Consider the following 22,304-nt stretch of genomic DNA (forward strand, 5'->3'; position numbering starts at 1 on the left):
TGGTTTTCCGATGCGGCGCCTATGCGCCCCCCAGCCCGCCGGTGGCAATGTGCGCGATACCGCGCTCGCGCAGGTCTTGGCCCACCTCGGCCGGCTGAGACACGACGGCAACGGGCTTGCGCGCATCAGCCCCGGCCATCGGCACGGCCACGGGCGGCGCGTCGGCGATGGGGGGCACCACGGGCGCCGCCGGCACAGTCGGCACGCTCACGGCGGCTACCACGGGCGCGGCCGGCGCCACGATGCCAACCGGGGCGGCCGGCGCGGAAACCTGGGCCAGCGCCGGCGCGGCGGGCGCGGTGACGCCCTCCGGCGCAGCGGCGGCGCGCGGCGGTGCCGGCTGCTGGGCACTGGCCGGGTTCTGCGGCGTGGCCTGGGCCACGGCCTGCACGCTCGGCGAACCTTCCGGGGAGCCGGGCTGCGCGGGCGCGCCGGCGGCAACCGGCGCGGGCTGCTCGCCAGCCAGAGCAAGCAGGCGTTCCTTCTCGGCCACGGCGCGTTTGGCCGTACCGGCGCGGACTGCTGCCGACGAGCTGGCAAAGAGCTTGTCGTTGTTGGCGATCTTGTAGTCTTGAACCGCCGCCACAATGTCCTGGTCGCTCATCGTGGCAACGTCACGTCCGGCCAGAGCCTTCTGGAACATACCGATGGCGCCGGTTCCCCGCTTCGCGTTCCCTGCCCCGAACTGCACGGACGACGACCAGACGGCATCCTGCACGGCGGCGCCGCGCTGCGACAGGTCAATGCCAGCATCCTTCAGGCCCGACATGGCCGGGTCGTAGTGCGACGCCTGGATGAACGAGTGCTGCGCATCGCCGAACGACGGGTCGCTGTTCGCCAACGCCTTCCATTTCGCATCGAACTCCGGCGTGCCCGGCTTGAGGCCGGCGAACTGCTCGCCGTACTTGCTCGACGAGAGGAACTTCTGGAGCGTGCCGGCCGCCGACGAAAGCTGATAGGTGCCATAGGAAGCGCCGCCGAAGTCTCCCTTGCCGCTGGAAACCGTGCCCGCTCCACCCTTGCCGGACTCGAACACCTTGCTCGTTTGGCCCAGCACCCAGTTTCCAGCCGCCTTCGCGCCTTCCCATGCCTTGACCGCGCCGCGCCCGACAGTCGTGTTCTCGGCCGCCCAGCTCGCGCCGCGCCCGACAGCATCGGCAGCCTGCGCGCCAAGCTCAACGGCCTTGTCCTTGATTTCTATTGCCTTATCGACGACGACCCGGCCGGCCCCAACTACGGCATCACCTGCGGTAGTCGCTGCGTCGCTCACATACGACCACGCCTGCGCGGTGCCAGCCTTGATGTCGATGCCCGTCTTGTCCTTGATGAAGTCGTTGGCGCTGTCGGCCTGGACGCCGGCCCATTCCGCCACCTGGTTGCCAGCATCCTTCACGGACTGCCAGCCGGCCTCCAGCTTGGCGAGCGCGCCATCCCAAGCCGACTTCAGGGAATCCGTCATGTCCGCCCAGCCGGATTTCACCGATTCCCAGACACCCAGGGCCGCACCCTTGACTTCCTGCCATCCGTCCTTGACGAAGGCGACAGCGGTATCCCACGCCGCAGCGATCTTGCCGGGGATGTCGGCGGCGCGCAGGTCGGACACCCAGCCGCCCACGGTCGTCCCGATGATCTGGCCGGCCTGGTCGCCGAAGAACAGGCCCGCCGCGCCGCCGATGGCGCCGCCAATGGCCGCGCCCACCGGGCCGGCGAAGGCCCCCACCAGCGCGCCGAGCTTCGCGCCGGCGAACATGCCGCCCATCGTCCCGGCCAGGCCGCCCACCGCCTTCCCGGCGCGCTGGTCTTTCTCGCGCCGGGTCAGGGTGTCGTCCGTCTCCGAGTCGTAGATGTCGGTGGCCGCCCCGATGCCGCCCAGCAGCGCGCCGATGATCGGGATGCGGCGCAGCGCGCCACGACCCAGGCCCAGCAGGCCGCGCCCAGCGCCGGCGGCCATCCGGCCAGCCCCAGCCAGCAACCCACCGCCGCGCGCGAGCAGCCCGCCAGCGCTGGCAGCCAGCGCGCCGACGCCCGGAATCCGCTTCAGCAGGCCGCCCAGCATTCCCAGCAGCCCGCCGAACAGGCCGCCACCGCCGCCGGCTTCGGCGACTGGCTTTTCCTCGATGGCCTTCAGCCGCTTGGCGGCCACCTTGTTGAACAGGCCCTCATCCTTCCTGAAGCCGGTCAGCGAGCCGTAGATGCGGCGCAGCCAGCCTTCCTGCTTCTTCTGGCTGTCGCCGCCGGTCAGCAGCTCGTAGCCCCGCGCCATCGGCTGGGCCACCTCGTTGAACGCCTTGACCGTCGGGTCGGCTTCCTCCAGGCCGGCGCCCGATTCCTTGAACGCGCCCACGATGCGGTCGCCCAGGGAGCGCAGCGCGCTTTCGTCCTGGCCGTCGCGCTCGCCATCGGTTGGGCCTCCGGCTCCAGCGCCGCGCCCACCGCCAGCGGCAGGCCGGGCAGCAGCAGCGCCGCGCACGAACCGGCCCCGGCTGTCGCGGCCCATCGGCTGCGCCGGCGCGGGCGTGACGGCCTGGCGCGTGGCGCGCAACTCGGCCACGGCGCGGGTGATGGCGGCGGCGCTCTCGGTGTCGCGGCGGGCGGCATTGCCGCCGGCGCCGCCGGTCTGCGGCACGGCAGGCGCGCGCAGCAGCACCGGAATCTGGCGCTCGCGTCGCGCGGCCTGGGCCGGCTGCCCGGTCAGGGCCTGGCGGGCCGGGACGGCCTGCGGATTCTGCGGCGCGCGCGCGGTGTCGGCACCCTGGCGCGCGTCCCGCGCCATCGGCTGGGCCACCTCGTTGAACGCCTTGACCGTCGGGTCGGCTTCCTCCAGGCCGGCGCCCGATTCCTTGAACGCGCCCACGATGCGGTCGCCCAGGGAGCGCAGCGCGCTTTCGTCCTGGCCGTCGCGCTCGCCATCGGTTGGGCCTCCGGCTCCAGCGCCGCGCCCACCGCCAGCGGCAGGCCGGGCAGCAGCAGCGCCGCGCACGAACCGGCCCCGGCTGTCGCGGCCCATCGGCTGCGCCGGCGCGGGCGTGACGGCCTGGCGCGTGGCGCGCAACTCGGCCACGGCGCGGGTGATGGCGGCGGCGCTCTCGGTGTCGCGGCGGGCGGCATTGCCGCCGGCGCCGCCGGTCTGCGGCACGGCAGGCGCGCGCAGCAGCACCGGAATCTGGCGCTCGCGTCGCGCGGCCTGGGCCGGCTGCCCGGTCAGGGCCTGGCGGGCCGGGACGGCCTGCGGATTCTGCGGCGCGCGCGCGGTGTCGGCACCCTGGCGCGCGTCCCGCGCCATCGGCTGGGCCACCTCGTTGAACGCCTTGACCGTCGGGTCGGCTTCCTCCAGGCCGGCGCCCCGGCCGGGCGTCGCGGGCACGCTGGCGCGCGCCTCGGGCGCGTCCCGGTTCAGCGCGCTTTCGATGCCGAGCACCGCTTGGCGAATCGCGCGCACGTCGTCGCGGATGGCGGCCCAGTCGGCAACCGCCTTGCTCAGGTCGATGGGGTCGCCTACCAGGAACCCCTGTGCGTCATGTTTCAGCGCCATCAGGGCCTCATGAAGGTGTCGAGCTGCGAGAACGTCATCTGCACCTCTTGCAAGCCGTCCTCACGGCGGGAAAGGCTCACGTCGAGATTGACCGGGCGGAACAGGCCGATGTCCTCGTATCCGCCCCGGTTGCTCTCTGCCGTGATGAACGAATGCACCACGCGGATGGTGATGGCGAAGCTGTCAGGCACGCCGACGGTGCCATCGCGCGGCGCGGCGGCGCCGTGGTGCGCGGCAAACCACTTCTTCAGGGAGCCGGCCTGGTCGTCCAGCGTCGTCATGCGCAGCTCGACCGGCTCCGCTCCCTGCACCGCGTCGATCACCGCGCCGCCGACGCGGTGCTTGTCCCCGGCGACGATGAAGGGCGCGTACTCGACCTCGGTGGCGAACAGGTTGAAGCGGTCGGGCATGTTCATGCCCCCACCGCCCAGCCGACTCGTCACCTCCAGCAGCCAGAGGTTTTTCTTGGCGAGGCGTTCGTTGCGCACCTGGTCATAGATGCGCTTGGCTTCGCTCGCGCTGATGCCGCCAAGCAGCGGCGTGGCCGCGCCCCAGTACGCCACCTGCGAGGCGACGCCGCCACCGAAGCCGGGCAGCAGTTCGTTCAGCAGGCCGGAATCCAGCACGCGCAGGCCCGCCGAGTTCCAATCCCCGTTCATGAGGTCGCCCACGGCGCCCGCGCCCACGTTGATCGCACGCTGCGCCTGGATGGGGATGTGCTTGTTCACGGCGTTCATGCCGGCATTGACGGCTGCGCTCTTGCCCATGCCCACCACGGTCTGGGCCAGCTTGCCGCCGCCCAGGGCCTGGGTGGCCGAATCCGTCACGCCGCCCAGGGCCGCATTCAGCCCCGAGCGGATGGAACCCAGCAGCCCGCTACTTGACAGGCTTTCGGCGATGTTGTTGTAGAGGCTCATACGCTATAAAATCCTTGTGTGCGCTTTGCGGCCCAGCCGGAGGGTTGGGTAATGTGGTTCCCTGGAACTGCACGGGCCATGAACGGCTTGCTCCGTGTCTGGCTTAGTGCGCGAAGCTATGACCTGTCGCCCAGCATCCGCAGATACTCGGCAACGGACAGCACTCCGGGGCGCATCGCTCCCGGCGCAAGGCGCGCAACCACCCTCTGTTTCTCCTTCATCTTCCCGGCGATCTGCCGCTTCCCGCTTTCATAGACGGAGCGCGCCACAAGGGCGCCGCCCACCACGTCCAGCTCGATGCGCACCAGCGGGATAGACCCGCTTCCCACGCGCTCCCTGAAGATCGCCACGCGCGCCCCGCTATGGATGAACCAGTCGTCCGGGCGCTCCAGCACGAACTGGATGTCGGCCAGTACCTCGTCGGCGTCGCCGTGGTAATACTCGGGGTGCCGCTCGGCCAGGGCCTGCAAGTCGGCGCGCATGGTCATGGCGCCATCGAAGCCCAGCCACTCCACGGTGCGCCGGGGGATGGGCACGGGAACCATCTGGCCCACGCCGTCGAGCGCGGCTGCGTCGAGCACGCTATCCAGCCCGCCGCCGTTTCCACCCCCGCCGAAGCCGCCGCCGCCAAACCCGCCACCACCACCGAAGCCGCCGCCATCGTCCTGCGGCTTGGCATCGACGATGGCCGCGTACAGCTTCGCCTGGTCTTCGTCCAGCATCATCGTCTTGGCGAGGAACTCGGTCATGATGTCCTTGCTGGCGCCCATCTCCTTGAGCATTTGCATGGCCTGCACCAGCAGCATCCCGCCGTTCATCGAATCGGCGCGCGTGCGCTGCTTCTCCGCTTCCAGCGCAGAAATCGACCCGAAGAAGTTGATTTCCCAGGGGCGCTCCTTGACGTTGAACACGATGCCGTAGCGGCGGTAGGTGTGGATGTCGATGACGTGGTTGAAGAACTCGGCCAGGGCCACGCGAATGACGCGCGCACGCTCGGCGGCCTGCGCCGACACGCGGAAGAACCCGCCTTCGCCCAGGCCGCCCGAGAGCTGATCGGCGAAGCCCAGCATGGAAAGATCGACGCCCAGCGCGCCGGACAGCAACCGAGCGTGCAGCAGCACGTCCTCAATGCTGATGGTCGCGGCCCGGCCGGTCTGGCCGCCGTTGCCGGGGCCGATGTTGGTCAGTTGCTTCTCGTTGAAGACCGGGATGATGTGCCGGATGCGCTCCATGATCGGGCGCCCGCGCTTGACGGCCTGCTCGGCGTAGTTCTTCGACGCCAGCAGCATCCCCTTGACGGACTCGACGAACCGCTCCTGCTGCTCCAGCGTCATCGACTCCAGATTGACGGCCACCATCTGCTCGTCGATGGAGTCCATCCACCGCTGGCCCACCAGGCCCAGCAGAGAGGCGGTGAGGTTGTCGTAGGGTTCCTCGGCGTTGTAGAGCAGCGAACCGCCCACCATGCTGGGCATGATCGGCAGGTTGTCGATGTCGTTTTCGGTGATCGCACCCTTCAAGGACTTCTCGACCACGCCGAACTGCGGAATCCATTGCGTGCGCGGCATCTTCAGCCGGGCGAGCTGCGACACGTCCAGGCGCTCGAAGTTGCGTTCCCCGAGGGAGACGGCAAACCCGATCGTGCGGCTGCCGCGCTCGAAAGGCTGCACCAGTTGCGGGCGCACCATCTCGTCGGAGTGAAGATCGACCACGCCGCGCGCGTCGGTGTAGATGCGCGCGTAGGAGTCGCCGTAGGCGGCCCCGGTGTAGGCCATCTGGAACGCCACGCGGTTGAACAGCGGCTCCAGGTCGGCGGCGATTTCATCGGCGATGGCCGCGAGGCGCTTGTCCTTCTTCGCCTCGGCCGTCTTTTCGACGAACACCAAGTCGCCGCTGGTTTCGTGCCCGCCCAGGGCCGAAGTCACCAGAAGCTGGAGCGCGCTGGAGATGATCGGGTCGCCCTCCATCCGCATCCACTTCTCGTAGATGATCTGGCGCGAGCGAGCACCCCGGCTGCCGGAACCCAGCAGCGAGGCAACGGTGGTGGTGCCGGCACCGTACAGATAGGTGTCGGACTGGTCGATTTCCTTGACCGGCGCGACGTGCGTAGAAGCCCATCGCTTGCGGGACAAGCCGAATCGGGCCAGGAAGCCTGGCTTGGTCGGAGCGGGGATGTTGGGAGTGTCGGCCATACGGGAAGGGTAGGCTTCCCGATATGGCCCCCTCTGGGCAGTTTTCCGCTATAGGGCGCGCCCGCGCTACGCGGCGGGAAACTCCATGTCCGCGTCGTACAGCACCCAGAAGTCCGGGCTGGCCGCATCCAGCAGGAACTGGTTGGTGTAGATCATGTTCGCCTTCAAGTAGGCCGTGCGGAACTCGTCGGCCATGATGAGGGTTTCCACTTCGCTGTCGCCCCGGTACGCCTTCTTCACCAACGGGTCGGTCTGGCTGCCCAGGTTGTAGCCGCCGGCGATCATAGCGTCCTTCAGCGCCCACCAGTACGGGCCGTAGTCGCGGTAGCGGCGCGGGTCTTTGCCCAGCCGCTCGGCCACCACGCCCAGGCCGAAGGCCAGCAGGTTCGAGAACCCCCGGTTGGCGCGCAGCGCGGCCGCGCGCTCGGACACCAGGGCCTTGATGGCGTCCTTGTCGAACTTGTATTCGGTGTAGGCCATGTTTCCTTCCTTACAGGGAGCGGGTCGCGGCGGTCAGTTCGAGCTGATCGGCCGCCTGGGGATAGTTGGCGATGAGGTAGTCCCAGGTGGAACGGTACACGTTCCACGCCAGGGCATCCCCGTCCCACTTGTATTTGCCGAAGCCGGCCATGTTCGCGCACCGCCTGATGGTTTCCTTCCACACCTTGGTGTTGCCCCGGATGCCCACCACGTCCGACGGCGAAGGCCCGGCCGAACGGTCGTCACCGGCCACGACCTGGCGCACGGCGGCGGCGATAGCGGCCTTGAAGCCATACGGCAGGTAGTCGCTGGCCGGGTCTTTCTCCTGCCAGTCGAACCACGGCGAGGCCGCGCGCATGAACGCGGTGGCCTGTTCGATCACCTCCGGCTCGGTGCTGCCGGTCAGCGCCGCCTTCAGGTCATCCAGCGAAACCGTCTTCTCGATCTGCTTCTGCACCCAGAGGTCGAAGTCGTCGAGGTCGGCCACGGTCAGCTTCAGGCCGTTGGCCGTGGCGAACTCTCGCAGGGCGTCATGCCGAGCGGTGGAATCCTCGTTGCTGGCTCGGCGCGTCACCGGCGTGTCGCTGGGCACCACAAACTTCCCATCGTCGAACGACCGGATGATGGCCTTCTGGGCATCGAAGATGCGGCGCTTCACTTCGGACTTGCCCGCGTCCGTCGGCGAGATAGCGAAGGGGAAATGCGGCTGCGGCAGCCGGTAATCGTGGGTGCTGTATGCCGCCAGGGCTTCCACCTTGCGGCGCTGCGCCACCTCGGGCACTACCGAGCTGAAGCCGTTTTCGACGGTGCCAGAGGCGTTGATGGTGTCCTCGATCTGGGCCGCGTCCGTCAGGCAGGCGTCGTAGCCGGCCGTGCCCTGGTAGAACCACTCGCCGGCCATGACGGCGGCCGTGTTCGCGGCCAGCGGGGTGCCGTCGAGGCTGCGGCCGAAGGCGCCAGGACGGCCGCTTTCCAGCTTCAGCACCGCCAAGCCGTCGGGCACGCGCACGAAGGTTCCGTGGATGAGCGGCTTGCCGTTGTAGATGATTCCCTCGCCGCGCGCGATGGCATCAGCCACGCCGGCTGGGTAGCCGCCGGACTCCCCGGCTTGACGCGCGAACGCGGCCTTGGCCTCGTCGATCATCGACCGGGCCATATCCACCTCGGCCTGCCATTCGTTGCCGATGGGGCCGCCCTCGATGACGTTCAGCCCGAAGGACGGATACGACCGGCCCAACAGCATGGATTCGATGTCGTCGTCCTTCTGCTTCTTCCCGCCGCGCACTGCGGCAAAGAAGCTGTCCAAGGTGGCCGGCTCCGAGGTCGAGCCGCCGGCGCGCCATTCCGTGCGGAACAGGGTTGCGGACTGCTCGATCTGCCGGCGCAGGCCGCCGACGCTCGCCATCAGCTCGGCCAGCAGGCTTTCGTTCTTGGCGACGGCGGTTGCCGTGGCCTTCGGATTGCTGATGCGGTCGCGCAGCTTCTCGGCCTGCTTCTCCAGCCCCCACAGGCCGATGATCTTGCGGATGACGAAACTGGCCGCCGTCTGGTTGTCGTTCAGGAAGGCGTTTTGCTTGCGAATCGTGTCCAGGTTAATCATCTGCCGGTCGCGGTTGCTCGACGCGCGCGAGGCGGCTTCCTTGGCGGCGATGGTTTCCTGCATCCGGCGCATGGCGTCGGCGTCGCCCACCACGTCGATCAGGGCCTCCATCTGCTCCTTGGACAGCCCACCGGTGACGGCCACGCTGTCGGAGCCATTCACGTCCATGACCTGCCCAATCCAATCGGCCTTCTTGTTCACCATCGCCCGCTTGCTGGTGTCGAAAGTGCCGTCGGCGTCGTAGTAGTAGAGGCTCACGCGCGCGGTCAGGTTGCCCTGGCGCACGCCGCGCCCGTTGCGCTGCTCCAGGCTGTCCGGCGTCCAGCCGATGGTCAGGTGGTGGATGGCCTGGGTTCCCTTCTGGAGGTTGATGCCCACCTCGGCCTTCTCGTTGGCGATGACGGTCTGGTACTTGTTGTCCTCGCCGGTGCCGTTGAACCCATCCTGCACGGCCAGGATTTCGTCGGGCGTGTTGTTGGTGCGGCCCGTGATGATGGCGATGGCGGCCGACGGCACGCCGGCGCGGCGGGTCAGCAGGCGCTTGATCTTGTTGTGCAGCGGCAGGATGTCGCAGAACACGATCTGCTTGACGATGGGCGAACGCTGGCCGTCGGCGTCGATGCCGCGCGGGCTGGCCTGCTCATGCTGGAAGTTTTCGAGCATGGCGGCCAGCTTCGGCGGCACGGACACGTCCAGATCAAGGCCCAATTTCTCCGCGATGGCCTCGAATGCGCTCTGCACGTCCGGGTCGATGGTGTCGATCACCACGCGGCCGCCGTCGATGGCCTTGGCGCGCACCTCGATCTTCAGCAACTCGGTTTCGTTGCCGCCGGAATCCTTGACCGTCTTGTGGCCGACGATGGCCGCCTCGTCGGTCATGGGGCCGGGCCGAGGGCGTTCTTCCGTGAATTTCCGGGCGTTGAACTGCTCGATGGCCGCCTTGGCCTTGTCGGCCTGGGTGGGAAGGTAGCTGTAGAAGGTGGCGCGCTGGTCGAGTTCGGGGTCGGCGATCAGCAGCGTCATCTTGTTGATGAGGTTGAACGGGTGCCCGATGAGGTTCAGTTCCTCGCCGAAGTGCTGCGCCACCTGCGCGTAGGCTTCCGGGTCGCCACGGTTCGGCGACTTCTCCGAAATCTCGTCGATGGCGTAGCGGAACGCGCTCTTGTAGAGCTTCAGGCGCTCCACCACGTCGGGCGGCAGCGCCACGGGCGCGGCCTTTTCCTCGCGGTCGGGCACCTCGATCTGCTCGCCCACGTCCTCGGCGCTCTTGATCGTCGCCACCTCGCCGATGGCCTTGCGCAGCACGCCGACGTTGTTCAGGCCGACGAACACGTCCGTGGTGCGCGCCACGCCGTCCATCGTCACGTCGTCCTGGTTCTCCTTGGCGCACATCATCTCCATGAAGTCGTCGGCGCCACGGATGCCCAGGCAAACGTCATTCACGCGCTCATGGCCGACGGCCAGCGACAGCATCGCGTAGATTTCCAGCGGGCTATTGGTGATCGGCGTGGCGGTCAGCACCATCACGCCGTCTTTCAGCTCGGACTTGCCCCGGATGAACCACGCCTTGGCCTGGGCGTCGATGCCGCGCCGGGATGCCGGCGACAGGGACAGGAACTTGGCGCCCTTGAAATCCACCGTCTGGGCGGAGTTCTTGAAGACGTGCCCCTCGTCGAAAACGATGCTATCGACGCCCATGTCCTCCAGGTACGGCGCGCCGCCGCGCTTGTTGGACAGCACGGACAGCAGGCCGGCCTGCTTGCTCTTGGCCCGTTCGTCCTCCTTCTTGTCCATGCTCTCGGCGAAACTGGCGTCCGCCTGGCGCATGAACGCCTCGTAGGCACCGATGGTTTCGTCGCGCAAACGGATGCGCTCGAAGGCTTCCAGCGTCATGAACACCTTGCTGTGCCGGTTCTCCATCACGGCCGTCAGGTCGGCGTCGAAGTTGGTGGCGCTGATGGTGGCCTTGCCATCCTTGCCCACGCGCAGCCCTACGAACAGGCAATCGTCCGTGCTCGCGTAGGCGCGGGCAGCTTCCTTGCGCCAGTTCGACAGCACCGAATTGGGCACCACAAAAAAGGTCTTGGACTTGACGCCGATGCTCTGGGCGTACTGGGTGGCCGCCAGGGCCGTGAAGGTCTTGCCCAGGCCCACGCCGAAGCCGTTGATGCCGCCGAACTCGCGGCTGGTCTTACGCACGTAGGCGTTCTGGTAGCCGTGCAGCGTCAGGCCGTCGTTCATGCCAGGGATGGGCATGGGTGCCTCATCCTCGACCTGGCGGAAACGCAGCTTCGCTGGGTCGGCCGCCACTGCCTCCAGGCGCGCGACGATGGGACGATTGCCGCGCACCCAGCCGTTGAACTGCTCGTTGGCGGTATTCACCATCCGGCGCAGCTCTTGAAGCGCCTTGGCGTCGTCCATGCCCAGCTTCACGCCGCCCAGCGTGATCGTGCCATTCTTCAGGTAGTCGCCGATGCGGTTCAGCAGCTTCTCGCGGTCGGTTAGGTTGCTGCCCGGCACGTCGATGTCCACGCGCTTCTCGCCCGTGCGCTCGTCGTAGATGACGGCGGCCGATGGATGCACGAACCGGCGCAGAAACTCGGCCTTTTCCTCCAGGGTGACATGCGGGCTGAACAGGTTGAAGGTCAGCTTCGACACATCCACCTTGTCGATGCGCGCGCCGGCGTCGAGCTTCTGGCGCAACAGCTTGGCCCGGATGTCGTCGCTGGCCGCGCTGGCAATGTCCGCATCCACGCGCCGCAGGAACTCGGCGTAGTTGCCCACGTAGTAGTCGTCGGCGCGCGTGACGCTCTTGCCGTCCGGCGACAGGCACCAGGCCGGGTCTGCGTAGGGGTCGAAGCCATCGCCGTAGATGCCCTTGGCGTCCTCCAGGCTCACCCAGGCGGATTTCGTCTTGTAGCGCAGGCCCTCGAAACTGGCGTCGGCCGTGATTTCGACCGTCGGGGCCTGCTGCTGCACGTCGCCGCGCCAGACGGCCGAAAGGCCCGTCTTCTTCTGGTAGTGGTTGCCGATGAGCACCAAGCCATCGCGCAGCTTGCCGCCCAGGGCCGCCGGCCGCTTCTTCGCCGTGGTGGCGACGCGCTGCATGGCATCGGTCAGCGCCGGATATTCCTCGGCGAAGTTCACGCCGGTTTCCTCGCCCAGGCGCTCTTGCAGCACCTGCGCGGCCGCCATGCCCACGATGCCGGCGTTCCAGAACTGAGCGCGGTCGCCTTCGTCCTTCAGGTGCCGGATTTCGGTCATCGCACCGCGCAGCCAGTCGGGAATGTCCAGCGACTGCGAGGTTTCAATCATGTAATCGACGCACCGCTCGGCGTCGGCCCACTGGATGCGGCCCTCGAAGGCCGCGTAGGGCGTCGTCAGCTTGCCCACCAACTCGGCCATGCTGGCGCTGTCCTCGCCGCGCGCCATCGGCACCCAGCGGCCATCCTGCATTTGCAGGGTCTGGCCGGCCTGGGTGATGGTGTCGCCGTCGCGGTAGCTGATGGGCGTGGTTTCGACCGTGCCCAGCATGTCCCAATCCACGCGCGAGCCGGGGAACTTCTTCAGCATCCGCGCGATTTCGGCAATGGGCCGGTCGGTCGTCACGCGATCAACGTCGCGGAACTTGTTGGGGTCTTTCGGCACGAACTCGCCCAAGATGAACCGCTTGCCTTCGCCGTCGAAGTAGCGCCCCTCGATGAAGGGCTGCCACTGCACGTTGGCGTCGATCAGGGCCTTGGGCGACTGCTCGCGCAGCTCGGCGATCTTGTCCAGCGCCTCCCGCCCGTACTTGCGGAAGGCAATCACGTCCGTCATGGTGTCCGCGCTGGCCGTGCCGAACACGGAGTTCGGCAGGCGGTACGCGCCCAGGAACTCGGCCATGTAGCTGGCCTTCACGCGCAGTTCTTCCTCCTTGCCACCCTTGCCGGAGACACAGCGCGGCGGCGTGATGAACACGGCCAGACCGCCCGGCTTCAGCTTCTCCAGCGTGCGCAGGATGAAGTAGTTTTGCAGCGGCTCCTTCTGATAGCGCCCGTCCAGCAGTTGGTTGCCGCCGCGATCTGCGACACCGCCGAACGGCACGTTGGTGACGACGGCATCGTATTGCTCGTCGGGCGTGGCGGCGGCCACGCGCTCGAAGGGCGCCACGGTGGCGGTGTAGCCGGGGCCGGCATTCACCAGGCCATTGATGCGGCCCGAGGTTTCGTTCAGCTCCACGGCGTCGATGGCGGCGTTCAGCGGCGCGGTGGCGCCGAAGATGCCGACGCCAGCGCACGGGTCGAGCACCTTCCCACCGGCGAAGCCCAGCTCGGCCATCAAGTCCCAGACACCCTCGGCGATGGGCTTGGGGGTGTAATACTCGTAGGCGCTGCCCTTCTTGCCGTCGGCCCCGATCAGCGCGCCGCCGGTGCCGGAATACTTCGCCAGCGCCAGCTTTTCCTCGGGGGTCAGCCGGGCCGCATCGACTTCGCCGGCGTCGATGCGCTTCAGCAGCGCCATCGCGGCGGCGTTGTCCTTCTTGCGCTGCGCAGGCTTGCGGTTCGGGTCGAACTCGTAATACTGCGCGGTCTGGTTGCGCGGGGCCACCGGCTCGTCGTCGCCCGAGGGCGGCTCGGGCATCGTCGCCACCGGCGCCGGGTTCGGGCTGGCCGCCGGCGGGGCCGCCTTCGGCTGCGATGCAGCGCCCAGCGCGACGCGAATCTGGTTCGCGCGCGCCACCAGCTTCAGCCGCTTAACGGCAGCCAACGGGCCTTCGCCCGCGTCCTTCAGCCCAGCCTTGATGCGGGCCAGCTCGCCCACCAGCTTCAGGCGGGCCAGCGCTCCGCCGGCGGCCACGTCGTCGAGGGAGATACGGTTCTGCATGATCTTCCCTTTCCTTACGCGAGGCTGGAGGTGGCGGCCATCATGGCGGCCTGGTAAGCGGCCACGGCCTGCTCGAACAGGGCCGCCAGCTCGGCGTCGCTCTGGTTGCGGGTGTAGGCAGCCTCCAGGTCGTCGGCCAGCTCGGGCGCCAGGATGTCGGCCACCGTTCCGTCGATGACGGACTGGAACAGGGCGCGGTCGGCGGCCTTCTGCGGGTCGGCTTGGCCGTCGCCGGCGCCGCGCTTGGCGGCCTCGGCATCCGCCAGCGCGATAGCTGCGCCAACATCGGTCGTCCGGCCAATCTCGGTCGCCGCGCCCGTGATGCCGCCACTGAAGCCCACGGTCAGGCGCACGATGAACCCGTCTTCAGTCACCCGGACGTTGAACTGGAGCTTCTTGTCGTCGGCCTGCACCGCGCGCACGTAGTCGTTGTTCAGCACGCGACGGAAGCCAGCGGCGATCAGCTCGGGCACGTCCGGCGTGGTATCTGGCGGCGCGCCCAGGCCAAGCTCCTGCTCAACCTCGCGCAGCTTGCTGCGGAGCACGCCCTCCGCTTTGTCGTGGTCGTAGCTCTTGAACTGCTGCGGCGTGAGGGTATCCACGAACAGCGACAGGATGCGGTCGGACTCGATGGCCGTCTCAGCATTCCCTTCGTGCTTCGCCGCAAGAACCGAGTCGTGCAAGTGTTTCAGGACATTCATCTCCGTGATAACGGAGGGGTCGAACATCCTGCTGTAATCAACCTCATCTACGCCGGGTTCGGGCTGGCCGCCGGCGGGGCCGCCTTCGGCTGCCGCCGCCTCGGCCTGCGCCTTTACGGCATCGGCGATGGCCTGGCCGTCGGCAGCCGTGGTCGCCGTAGAGACGTTCGGGTTAATCATGATCTGCTCGCTTCCGACATTCACCCAGCCGTGGGGCGAAATCTCGACCTTCAGGCTCTTTCCGCCGTAGGCGATGCTGGCGTTGATGACCAGGTTCGCATCCACCTCTGCGTCCTGCACGGCCACCCCGAGAAGCGAGGCAGCCTGCTTCACGGCCAGATACCCGGCGTCGCGCTTGTAGATGCCCGGCGCGTCCGGGTCGTTGTCGGCGTAGGAAACAGCCGGCGCGGGCGCGGCGGCCTCGCGCATGGAGAACAGCGCATCGACCATGAGCACCGCGTCGTCGTCCGAATACATCGCGCGCGCGCCCGACGGGAACACCACGCGCTCGTCGCCGGCGGCGCCGACGTACACCATCGCCTTGCCGTCGTCGGCAATGTCGATGCGGCCGATGACCTCGCCGGCCATCTTGATCGTGCCGACGTGCTCGGTGCCATCCAGGGCCGGAACCGCATCGAGGGCCTGCTGCTGGCCCAGGAACGACCGCAGAGACGCCAGCAGGGCCTTGACGGGCGGCTCGTTGCTGCTGTCCAACGTGACGGCCTCGGCCTCGAACATGCCGCCGATGTCTTCCTCGCTGGGCGCGTAGTCGGCCTCGGTCAGAGTGGCGATGGCTTCACGGATGCTCTTGGCCGTCTCCGTTTCGAGGCCGGCCTGCAAGATGTCGCCCTCGGCCTGGTTGATCGGGGCGTTGTTCTCGACCACCGCCAAGCTGGCTTCCAACGAGGCCACGGCATGGCCCACGTCATCCAGGGCAGCCAGCGCCTTGTCCCATTCGACGGTCGCGCCGTGACGCTTCGCCGCCTCATCCATCGCCTTCGCGGTGACGAAGGGCGAGTAGTCAGCCTTGTTCAGGGATTCGTGCAGCCACAGCTTGAAGCTGTCGGTCGCGCTCTCGAACTTGTAGGCCGCATCGACGGCCGCGATCTGCTCGGCGCCGCCCTGGGCTTCGGCGGCCTTGGGTTCGACTGCGCCCACCAGCTCCAGAGCCTGGCGCAGGCCGCCGAAGGCGATGGCAGACTTCAGGAAGTTGGTGAAGGTGCGGTTGTTCACGAACACCAGGTCAGTGCCCTTTTCCAGGCCATAGACCGTTGCCGCGCCGCGCTTGAAAGAACCCACCGTGTCGTAACCTCCGGCCACCTGACCCAGCAGGTACTGCTGGCCGTCCGACACGACGCCGGTGCCGTTGTTGCGCACGTTCATGGCCTTCAGGGCGTCCCAGGACTCCTTGACTTTGCGCTCGCGCTCGCGCGCCAGCCAGGCCGCGTCCTTGGCGGCCTCCAGCTCGGCGCGCTTCTCAGGAGTGATGCCCGCCCACTCGTCGATCTGCCGGCCGCGCTCGCGCTGGGTCTTCGCCAGCTTCACGCCGGTGGCGCGCTCGAAAATCTCCATGCTGGCCTTGTTGCTGTCGCTGCCGACGCCGGCCAGGATTTCGCGCAGGCCGTCGGCGTCCTTCGCCTCGATCTGCTGCACGACACGGGCCACCCAACCCTCGCCGCGCTGGCCGATGTCGATGCCGTTCTTGCGGAACACGGCGCGCGCCACGTCCGCCAGCGGGGCACCCTCGGGCAGAGCCGCCAGCTCGGCCTTGCCGGCCTCGATCAGCTTCTCCTTGGCGACGGCCTGAATCTTGTCCGTGGCCGCGCGATAGGCGTCCATCGCATCGCCCTGAGCCTTGAATCCGGGGCTGTCGGTGACGCTCGCCAGGCGGTCGTCCCAGGACTTGATGCCAATGGCCTCCAGGGCGTCGCGGGCCTTCTCGATGGGGCGGTCGCTATTCGCCGCATCGCGCAGCTTCTGCATTTCGGCGGCGGCGCTGGCCGTGTCGGTGATGCCCTCCCAGTTGATCGCGGCCACGGCGGCGTTGATCTGCGCCGCTTCCTCGCCCCACGACTTGAAATAGGCGTCGATCAGCGCCTGTTCGTCGGGTTGCGGCGGCGCTTCCAGCGCGGCCGCCAGCGCGTCGGCTTCCTCGGCCGTGGTCGGGCCGCTGGTGTCCTCGGCCACGGTGTAGCCGGCATCGCGGATTTGCTGGATAACGGCATCGGTGTGGGCCGCCAGAATCTTGCCGCCCTCGCTGCCCTGGGTGGCGTTCATGGTGCGCCACGCCTTTTCACCCTCCGGGGTGTTCGGCAGGAACGTGGTGAAAAGCCCGTCGGCGCTGCGACGGTAGCTCAGGTCGGGCGCGACGGCGGCAGGCGCAGCAGCCGGGGCCGGATTCGCGTAGCCGTTAGCGGCCTGGCGCTCCGCCACCCACGCTTCGACGCGCTCGTTCAGCTCCCGTGCCACGTCGGCCGGCTCGCGGTCGCGGCCGTCGATGTCGAAAAGCTGGTCGTCGCCGAAGATCGCCGCGATGTACCGCTTGCGTTCGTCGAAGCGGTAGCCGGCGTAAATCTTCCGCGTGCCGTCGGGAACCATCTGGCCGCCCAGCGGGCCGACGCCGGGGAACGCCTTGACCACGCTGTCATGGCCCGTGTCTTCCCATCCGTAGGAATCGACCAGCGTCTTCAAGGTCTGCGCCGAATAGTGCGGCGGCTCGGGCGGTTCCGCCGGCGTAACGCCGTTGGCGATGTCGCGCAGGCGCTGCGCCTCGGCAGATTGGCGGTCGATCTGGGCGGCCAGGGCCTCCTTGGTCTGCCCGGTCTTGGGGTCAGTGCCGCCGTTCTCGGTCGCACGCAGGTAGGCGTCCTGCAAGATGCTGACCTGCTGCACCGCGTCGGCATAGGCGCGGTTCTTCTTGTTCTGGGCGTCCTCGGCATCCACCTTCGCCACCTCCAGCTCATGCTGGGCGGCGGACAGTTCGGCCTCCAGGCCGGTGATTTCATCCTTCAGGGACTGGATGGCGCCCATCCGCTCGGCGCGCTTCGCGTTGAGCCGCTGGAAGGCCGGGCTGTTCTTCTCGGCCAGACGCATGATGCGGCGCGCGACTTCGCGCACGTTGAGGTCGGCGCCGCGCTCGGGCGCCACCACGATGGTGATGTCCTTCTTATTGAGCAGCCACTTCCACGAAATCACCTCGTCGGTGGGTGCCATCTTGCCGGGCGTCACGTCCGGGTTGTGGAAGAAGATGGAGACGGTCTGGCCGTCGGACAGCTCGAAAATGGCCGCCACGTTGGCGACGCCGCGCTGCTTGAACGGCTCCGTGATCTGCATGGCGACGGGCTTCACCTTGTCCCCGGTGCGCTCCATGACGCCGCGCAGCAGCTCCATCTTGCGCTCCAGCTTCGCATAGGGCGACACCAGCGCATCGAAGGCCAGCAGGCCATCGGCATCCTCGGTGATTTCCTGGGCCTTCACGGCATCCATCAGCAGGCCCTCGCCGGCGTCCGCGCAGCGGATTTCGTACAGGACGTGATCGAGGGTGTTGTCGTAGGGCAGCGCGTCGCTGTTCCACTGAACTTTTCGGGTCATGGTTTCCAGTCCTTCATGAGGGAGGTTGTCGGCGCGGAGCGGGCGGCGCAGGTCGCCGTTCTTGAGCCACCACTTGAGTTGAGAAATCGAGGCCGGCACCAGGCTGGCGAGGCCATTCCAGCCGCGCTCGTAGCTGTCCAGGTAGGCCCGGCGGGCCGTGTCCTCGTCGGGGAAGGCGAGCATCACCTTGTGCTCGTCGAAGCGGCCGCCCACGTTCTGATTGATGACGTAGGCCGTCTCGCTTTGCGGGTAGAAGCCGATGAAACAATCCACGGCGTCGTCGTCGGCGCCTTTCGTGCCGCTGATGTAGCCGTAGTGGGCTGCCATGCGGCTTGCCCACCGCTTGCCGGTCTTGGCGTCAATGCCCGTGCGATAGCTGCCTCGCGGCTGTTCGATGGCGAGGGGCAGGCCGTAGAGATTGGCCCGGCCCACCTTGTAGTTGCCGGCGATGCACTGCGCCTCGGTGGGCTCGGGAATCGTGTTGTTCCCGAAGGCCCCGCCGTGCGCGGCATTCTCGATGTGGAGAAACGTGGAATCGCTCATGCAGGGCATGGTATGGCCCGGCCTGGAGCGGAAATCGGGGCGTTTTCCGCCCTATTGGGGTGGCGCTTCGGCCTCTATCTCGTCGGCCCACTCGCGGGCGATTCCGGCCGCCCCCACCATCTCGCGGCCGTGTTGCGTCATGCGCCCGTTGAAGCCGCCGAAGTAGTCCATCGCCGCGCCCAGGGATTCCATGTCGGCGGCCACGGCGCGCAGGCGCGCGACGATTTCGGCAGGCGTCATCAAGCGGCCGCCGGTGCAGCGGTGCCCTTGATGGCCTCGATCTGGCTGCGCACCTCGGCGATGGCGGCCTTCAGGGCGTCGCGCTTCTCGGTGAGCACCTGTTCCATCTTCGGCGCGGCGGTGCGGATGCCTGCCGGCGGGCGCGCCTGGGCGGCGGCCAGCAGTTTCTGGAAGCGGGAACGGCCCGCGTCCATCGCCTGCACGATTTCGGCGATGGCCTTCACATGGTCGCCCTGGTTCTTGATCGGCAGCACCTTGCCGTTGAGCAGCACCTGGAAGATGTCGCCCGATTGCTTGATACGCAGCACGACCTGCTGCGAGTCGGCGAAGGTCAGTGCCATTTCCCGGTAGGTGATGCCCGACGAACGCTTCACCGCCGTGGGCACGTCCTGCTGGACGACGTTCGCGCCGGCGCGCGAGAAATAGCGGGCGGCCTGCTTGGCCGCCTTGTCCTTGGCCGACAGGTCTTCAAAGCTGAAAAGCAGGTTCTTCATGGTGGTGTCTTTCCCAGGGCGATCTAACTGCCTGCATTGTGGAACCCGGCAGACGCGCGAGCGCGGCGGGTTTTCCGTCAGCCGCCGGCGAACACCGTGCCCGAGCCGCTGGCAACGGCGCTGCCGCACGCCACCGAATCCCCAATGCGGCCGAGAGGCTTCCCATTCACGAACACCGTGCCCGAGCCTGCGGCCAGGGTCGAGTCGTGGCACGTCGGGCCGCAGCAATGGGACTGCCAGTGATCGCCCTGGCGATGCGCGCCCAGGCCATTCACGAACACGTCCTCGGAAGCCTGGTCGTTGGCCCGCGACGGGAAGCAGCCGTGGCCCGTGCAGGTATCTCCGAATCTAGCGACGGCGGGCATTGACGGCCTCCTTGAGTGCGTCGCGGCCAGGGTCGAAGTTGGCCCAGACGCGCAGGATGAAGTCGGCGGTGAAATCCTGGGCCGCCCCGGTCAGGGCATCTGCGCAATGCGCCGTCACGCGCAGCGTCCAGTCTTTCGTGTTGGCCGGGTTCGGCACGAAGCGGATTACCTCGTCGGCCTCGGCCGGCAGCTCGTCGAACGCCGCGCAGTGCCCGGTGACGCCCTTGATCTGGTACTCGATGTCCAGCGGCGGAAATACGCCGGCCAGAGCCTTCGGCGCCGACGCGGTGACGCCGGCGGCGTCGGCCTGGACGAGCAGGCCCGGCAGCGGTTCCAGCCCGACCACTTCGCAGCTATACCCCGTCACCGTCAGCAGCGCCTCGGCATCGGCGGCCGTGATCGGGCCTTCTGTCCAAACCTCGTCGGCCTGCACGTCATGCCAGGGCGCGGTAGCCGGGTCGGGCGTCCAGGTCAGGGGCATGTCAGTTCAGGTCGATGCGCGGGCCACGGATGGCGATGCCGTCAGGCGTCAGCACGATTTCCGACGGGCCGACAGCCAGGCGCATGGTGCCGTCGGCCAGCAGCTCCATGTTCGGGTGGTGCCAGCGCCGCCAGTCCGCCGAGTTCCCCGCCTGGGGGTTCCGGTAGCCGGTGATGATGGGATAGCGCGGGTCGCCGGCAAGAAACGCAATCCAGACGGCATCGCCGGCCAGCATCTCGATTTCGGTGGTGTTCGCGCCCGCGCGCGACTTGTCGCCGATGGGGTACTCGATTTCCGCCTCGGGCAGCACGTCGGCGCCGTCGGTCAGACCGGGAATCTCGACGCGGCACGTCCGCCGGGCTTGGTTGTAGCTGCGCACGATGGCCGGGTAGCGGCCGGGCATGAGGCCGTAGTCCATCATTCCTCCAGCGCGCCCAGCCAGAGCCGGGTGTAGGTGTCGCTGGCACCGCCGTCGTCCGTGCCGCTGCCGAAGGCGTGCGCGGCCGTGACGACCACCAGCTTTTCGCCGCCGGCGAAGGCGATCAGGTCGCCCGCGCCGATGCGGCTGTCGTAGTCGATGCGAACCGTCTTGCGATGCACCAGGCAGCGCGTCATGTTGCGCAGGCGCTGGGCATCCTTGAACGGGGCGTAGCGCACCGTGCGCGGCTTCTCGCGGTTGCCGAACACGGCGGCGCCGTTCGCGTCCAGAGAGAAGAACCAGGGCACCTCGTGGCGCTCCAGAAAGCCGCCATCCACGTCGTCCGATGCGTTGTCGGGCAGCGTCTTCACGGGCGCCTGCTTGAATAGGTCTGGCAACCGGACGAACTGGAGCCGGCCGGCCTTCCAGCGCACCACGCCGCCTTCCTCTTGCAGCACGCGGGCGACGTGGAAGGTCGGCGTCTCGCCCACGGGGCAGTAGAAGCGCGGTACGGGAAAATCGGCATCCACCGCCTTGATGGTTGCGCCGGCGGCCTTGTAGATCGCCGACAGGGCGGCGCTTTCCTTGATGATCGCGCGGCTTCGCACGTAGGCGACGCCGAGGCAGGATTCCAGCAGCGCCGTGATGCGAAAGCCCGCCATCTCGCGCGTGCCTTGGGTGCTGCGCTCGGCCACGCGCACAGACTTGACGATGTGCAGCGTATCGCCGCTGCTGATGGAGAGCTTCTGGCCCTCGGCCAGCAGCTTGTCGAGGCCGGCGTCACCGGCCCGGATGTCCGCCTCCAGCGTCATCGGCACCGGCGCCAGGTCGGAGCGCAGCACGGCGGACTTGATGAGGTCGCCGCGAATCTGCTTGCCGTCGGCGAGAAAGAGAATCACGGCCCACCCTTCAGACGGTGATGATGGGCTGGAAGAACGCCCGGTGCGGCATGTCGGCCTCGGCCTGGGTGATTTCGGCCGCTATTTCGCTGGCCGAACGCCCGAACGGGTCGATGCCCATGCCGCGCGACGCTTCCAGTTGCAGCGCGGTTTCCCGCTCCGCGTAGAGCAGGAACAGCGGGCGAATGAGCGCCCATTCGGACGTGGTGATGGCGGTGTCGCCGTCGATGTCCGGCGCGGGCGTGACGCCCTCGTGCGCGCGCAATGCGGCGAACCCGGCATAGAACCGGGTCGCCGCGACGGCCTGCGCCAGAACCGTTTCCTCGTCCAGCAGGTTGCCGGCCGGCCGCTCTTGCGTGGCGAAGGTCTGCGCCAGGTCGGCCAGCTTCGCCATTAGCGGTAGTCGCCCGAGTTGCCGGCGATGATTTCGCCGAAGTAGTGGTAGAACAGCGTGCCGCTGAAGGTCAGCGGCTGCGAGCGGTTCTCCCAATCGCGGTCGGGCACGTCCATCTGGATGAACGCATCGACGATGCGCTTGGCGCGCAGGAACTTGGTGGGCGTGCCCTCGTAAATCTTGGCGTTGAAGGTGGCCCCGCCGCTGGCGTAGGTGCCGCCGCGCGTGATGAGGTTCACCAGCATTTGGTCGATGGAGCCGGCAATCGTCTCGAACATCGAGATTTGCCCTTGCTGGGCAACCTTCAGTTGCTGCGGCTGCCACATGGTGGCGCCCAGCGGCGTCGGCACTTCGATTTCGCCAGCGGGCGAAAGCTCGGGCCAGGGCGCCTGCTTGCACAGCAGGTAGTTCCCCTCGAAACCTTCGATTTCAAAGGTGAAGTCGCTGGAAATGACCTTGGCGCCCAGGGCGCGGGTCGTGTCGTAGAAGCCCTTGAGATAGGCGGCATTGGAGACAGTCATTTCGTGTCCTTTCGGTTGATGAAACTCCCCTGCACTGTATGGCCCGGCCGCCCGTGGAACTGGCGCGGTT

Annotated in this window: 14 protein-coding genes; all 14 read right to left on the minus strand. The window is 67.8% G+C overall.

Annotated elements, in window-relative coordinates; genetic code table 11:
• Positions 1-19: 19 nt before the first annotated feature.
• The 14 genes from LRM40_RS20665 to LRM40_RS20730 all read right to left on the minus strand — a co-directional run bounded on the left by LRM40_RS20665 (position 20) and on the right by LRM40_RS20730 (position 22,234).
• A complete protein-coding gene (locus LRM40_RS20665) occupies positions 20-3,532 on the minus strand; it encodes a VgrG-related protein (protein WP_231067881.1) in 3,513 nt (1,170 codons plus the stop codon).
• Positions 3,532-4,449, minus strand: coding sequence for a hypothetical protein (locus LRM40_RS20670; protein ID WP_105812235.1), 918 nt, complete (start codon positions 4,447-4,449; stop codon positions 3,532-3,534). Before LRM40_RS20670 ends, LRM40_RS20665 begins: the two co-directional genes overlap by 1 nt.
• A gap of 116 nt (positions 4,450-4,565) precedes the next feature.
• Positions 4,566-6,641 (minus strand): hypothetical protein, encoded by a 2,076-nt coding sequence (locus LRM40_RS20675; protein WP_211373024.1) that lies wholly within the window; start codon positions 6,639-6,641, stop codon positions 4,566-4,568.
• Positions 6,642-6,707: 66 nt separating this feature from the next.
• Positions 6,708-7,121 (minus strand): hypothetical protein, encoded by a 414-nt coding sequence (locus LRM40_RS20680; RefSeq protein WP_087778450.1) that lies wholly within the window; start codon positions 7,119-7,121, stop codon positions 6,708-6,710.
• Between the two features lie 10 nt (positions 7,122-7,131).
• A complete protein-coding gene (locus LRM40_RS20685; protein WP_151124952.1) occupies positions 7,132-13,587 on the minus strand; it encodes a hypothetical protein in 6,456 nt (2,151 codons plus the stop codon).
• A 14-nt stretch (positions 13,588-13,601) separates the two neighbouring features.
• Positions 13,602-18,422: a pyrophosphatase-like OB fold-containing protein gene (locus LRM40_RS20690; RefSeq protein WP_151124951.1), complete on the minus strand. Its 4,821-nt coding sequence runs from the start codon at positions 18,420-18,422 to the stop codon at positions 13,602-13,604.
• A gap of 51 nt (positions 18,423-18,473) precedes the next feature.
• Positions 18,474-18,662 carry a hypothetical protein gene (locus LRM40_RS20695; RefSeq protein ID WP_087778455.1) on the minus strand — a complete coding sequence of 63 codons (189 nt, stop codon included), beginning with the start codon at positions 18,660-18,662 and terminating at the stop codon, positions 18,474-18,476.
• Positions 18,662-19,156, minus strand: coding sequence for a defense against restriction DarA-related protein (locus LRM40_RS20700; RefSeq protein WP_151124950.1), 495 nt, complete (start codon positions 19,154-19,156; stop codon positions 18,662-18,664). The genes LRM40_RS20695 and LRM40_RS20700 overlap by 1 nt, the downstream gene beginning before the upstream one ends.
• Before the next feature lie 77 nt (positions 19,157-19,233).
• Positions 19,234-19,521, minus strand: coding sequence for a PAAR domain-containing protein (locus LRM40_RS20705; protein WP_087778458.1), 288 nt, complete (start codon positions 19,519-19,521; stop codon positions 19,234-19,236).
• On the minus strand, positions 19,505-20,002 hold the full coding sequence (locus LRM40_RS20710) for a hypothetical protein (protein ID WP_151124949.1): 498 nt from the start codon (positions 20,000-20,002) through the stop codon (positions 19,505-19,507). Before LRM40_RS20710 ends, LRM40_RS20705 begins: the two co-directional genes overlap by 17 nt.
• A 1-nt stretch (position 20,003) precedes the next feature.
• Positions 20,004-20,420 (minus strand): hypothetical protein, encoded by a 417-nt coding sequence (locus tag LRM40_RS20715; protein WP_151124948.1) that lies wholly within the window; start codon positions 20,418-20,420, stop codon positions 20,004-20,006.
• A complete protein-coding gene (locus LRM40_RS20720) occupies positions 20,420-21,319 on the minus strand; it encodes a hypothetical protein (protein ID WP_151124947.1) in 900 nt (299 codons plus the stop codon). Before LRM40_RS20720 ends, LRM40_RS20715 begins: the two co-directional genes overlap by 1 nt.
• A gap of 10 nt (positions 21,320-21,329) precedes the next feature.
• On the minus strand, positions 21,330-21,713 hold the full coding sequence (locus LRM40_RS20725; protein WP_136346939.1) for a hypothetical protein: 384 nt from the start codon (positions 21,711-21,713) through the stop codon (positions 21,330-21,332).
• The gene (locus LRM40_RS20730) at positions 21,713-22,234 is read right to left on the minus strand and encodes a hypothetical protein (protein ID WP_087778468.1); all 522 of its coding nucleotides are present in this window, start codon (positions 22,232-22,234) and stop codon (positions 21,713-21,715) included. The genes LRM40_RS20725 and LRM40_RS20730 overlap by 1 nt, the downstream gene beginning before the upstream one ends.
• Between the last annotated feature and the right edge of the window lie 70 nt (positions 22,235-22,304).

It is taken from the genome of Ideonella dechloratans (assembly GCF_021049305.1).
Taxonomy (GTDB): Bacteria; Pseudomonadota; Gammaproteobacteria; order Burkholderiales; family Burkholderiaceae_C; genus Ideonella; species Ideonella dechloratans.

Bases quoted from the DNA above. Each gene is read 5' to 3' on its own strand.
- LRM40_RS20665 (WP_231067881.1), bottom strand. From the start codon at position 3,532: ATGGCGCTGAAACATGACGCACAGGGGTTCCTGGTAGGCGACCCCATC.
- LRM40_RS20670 (WP_105812235.1), bottom strand. From the start codon at position 4,449: ATGAGCCTCTACAACAACATCGCCGAAAGCCTGTCAAGTAGCGGGCTG.
- LRM40_RS20675 (WP_211373024.1), bottom strand. From the start codon at position 6,641: ATGGCCGACACTCCCAACATCCCCGCTCCGACCAAGCCAGGCTTCCTG.
- LRM40_RS20680 (WP_087778450.1), bottom strand. From the start codon at position 7,121: ATGGCCTACACCGAATACAAGTTCGACAAGGACGCCATCAAGGCCCTG.
- LRM40_RS20685 (WP_151124952.1), bottom strand. From the start codon at position 13,587: ATGCAGAACCGTATCTCCCTCGACGACGTGGCCGCCGGCGGAGCGCTG.
- LRM40_RS20690 (WP_151124951.1), bottom strand. From the start codon at position 18,422: ATGAGCGATTCCACGTTTCTCCACATCGAGAATGCCGCGCACGGCGGG.
- LRM40_RS20695 (WP_087778455.1), bottom strand. From the start codon at position 18,662: ATGACGCCTGCCGAAATCGTCGCGCGCCTGCGCGCCGTGGCCGCCGAC.
- LRM40_RS20700 (WP_151124950.1), bottom strand. From the start codon at position 19,156: ATGAAGAACCTGCTTTTCAGCTTTGAAGACCTGTCGGCCAAGGACAAG.
- LRM40_RS20705 (WP_087778458.1), bottom strand. From the start codon at position 19,521: ATGCCCGCCGTCGCTAGATTCGGAGATACCTGCACGGGCCACGGCTGC.
- LRM40_RS20710 (WP_151124949.1), bottom strand. From the start codon at position 20,002: ATGCCCCTGACCTGGACGCCCGACCCGGCTACCGCGCCCTGGCATGAC.
- LRM40_RS20715 (WP_151124948.1), bottom strand. From the start codon at position 20,420: ATGGACTACGGCCTCATGCCCGGCCGCTACCCGGCCATCGTGCGCAGC.
- LRM40_RS20725 (WP_136346939.1), bottom strand. From the start codon at position 21,713: ATGGCGAAGCTGGCCGACCTGGCGCAGACCTTCGCCACGCAAGAGCGG.
- LRM40_RS20730 (WP_087778468.1), bottom strand. From the start codon at position 22,234: ATGACTGTCTCCAATGCCGCCTATCTCAAGGGCTTCTACGACACGACC.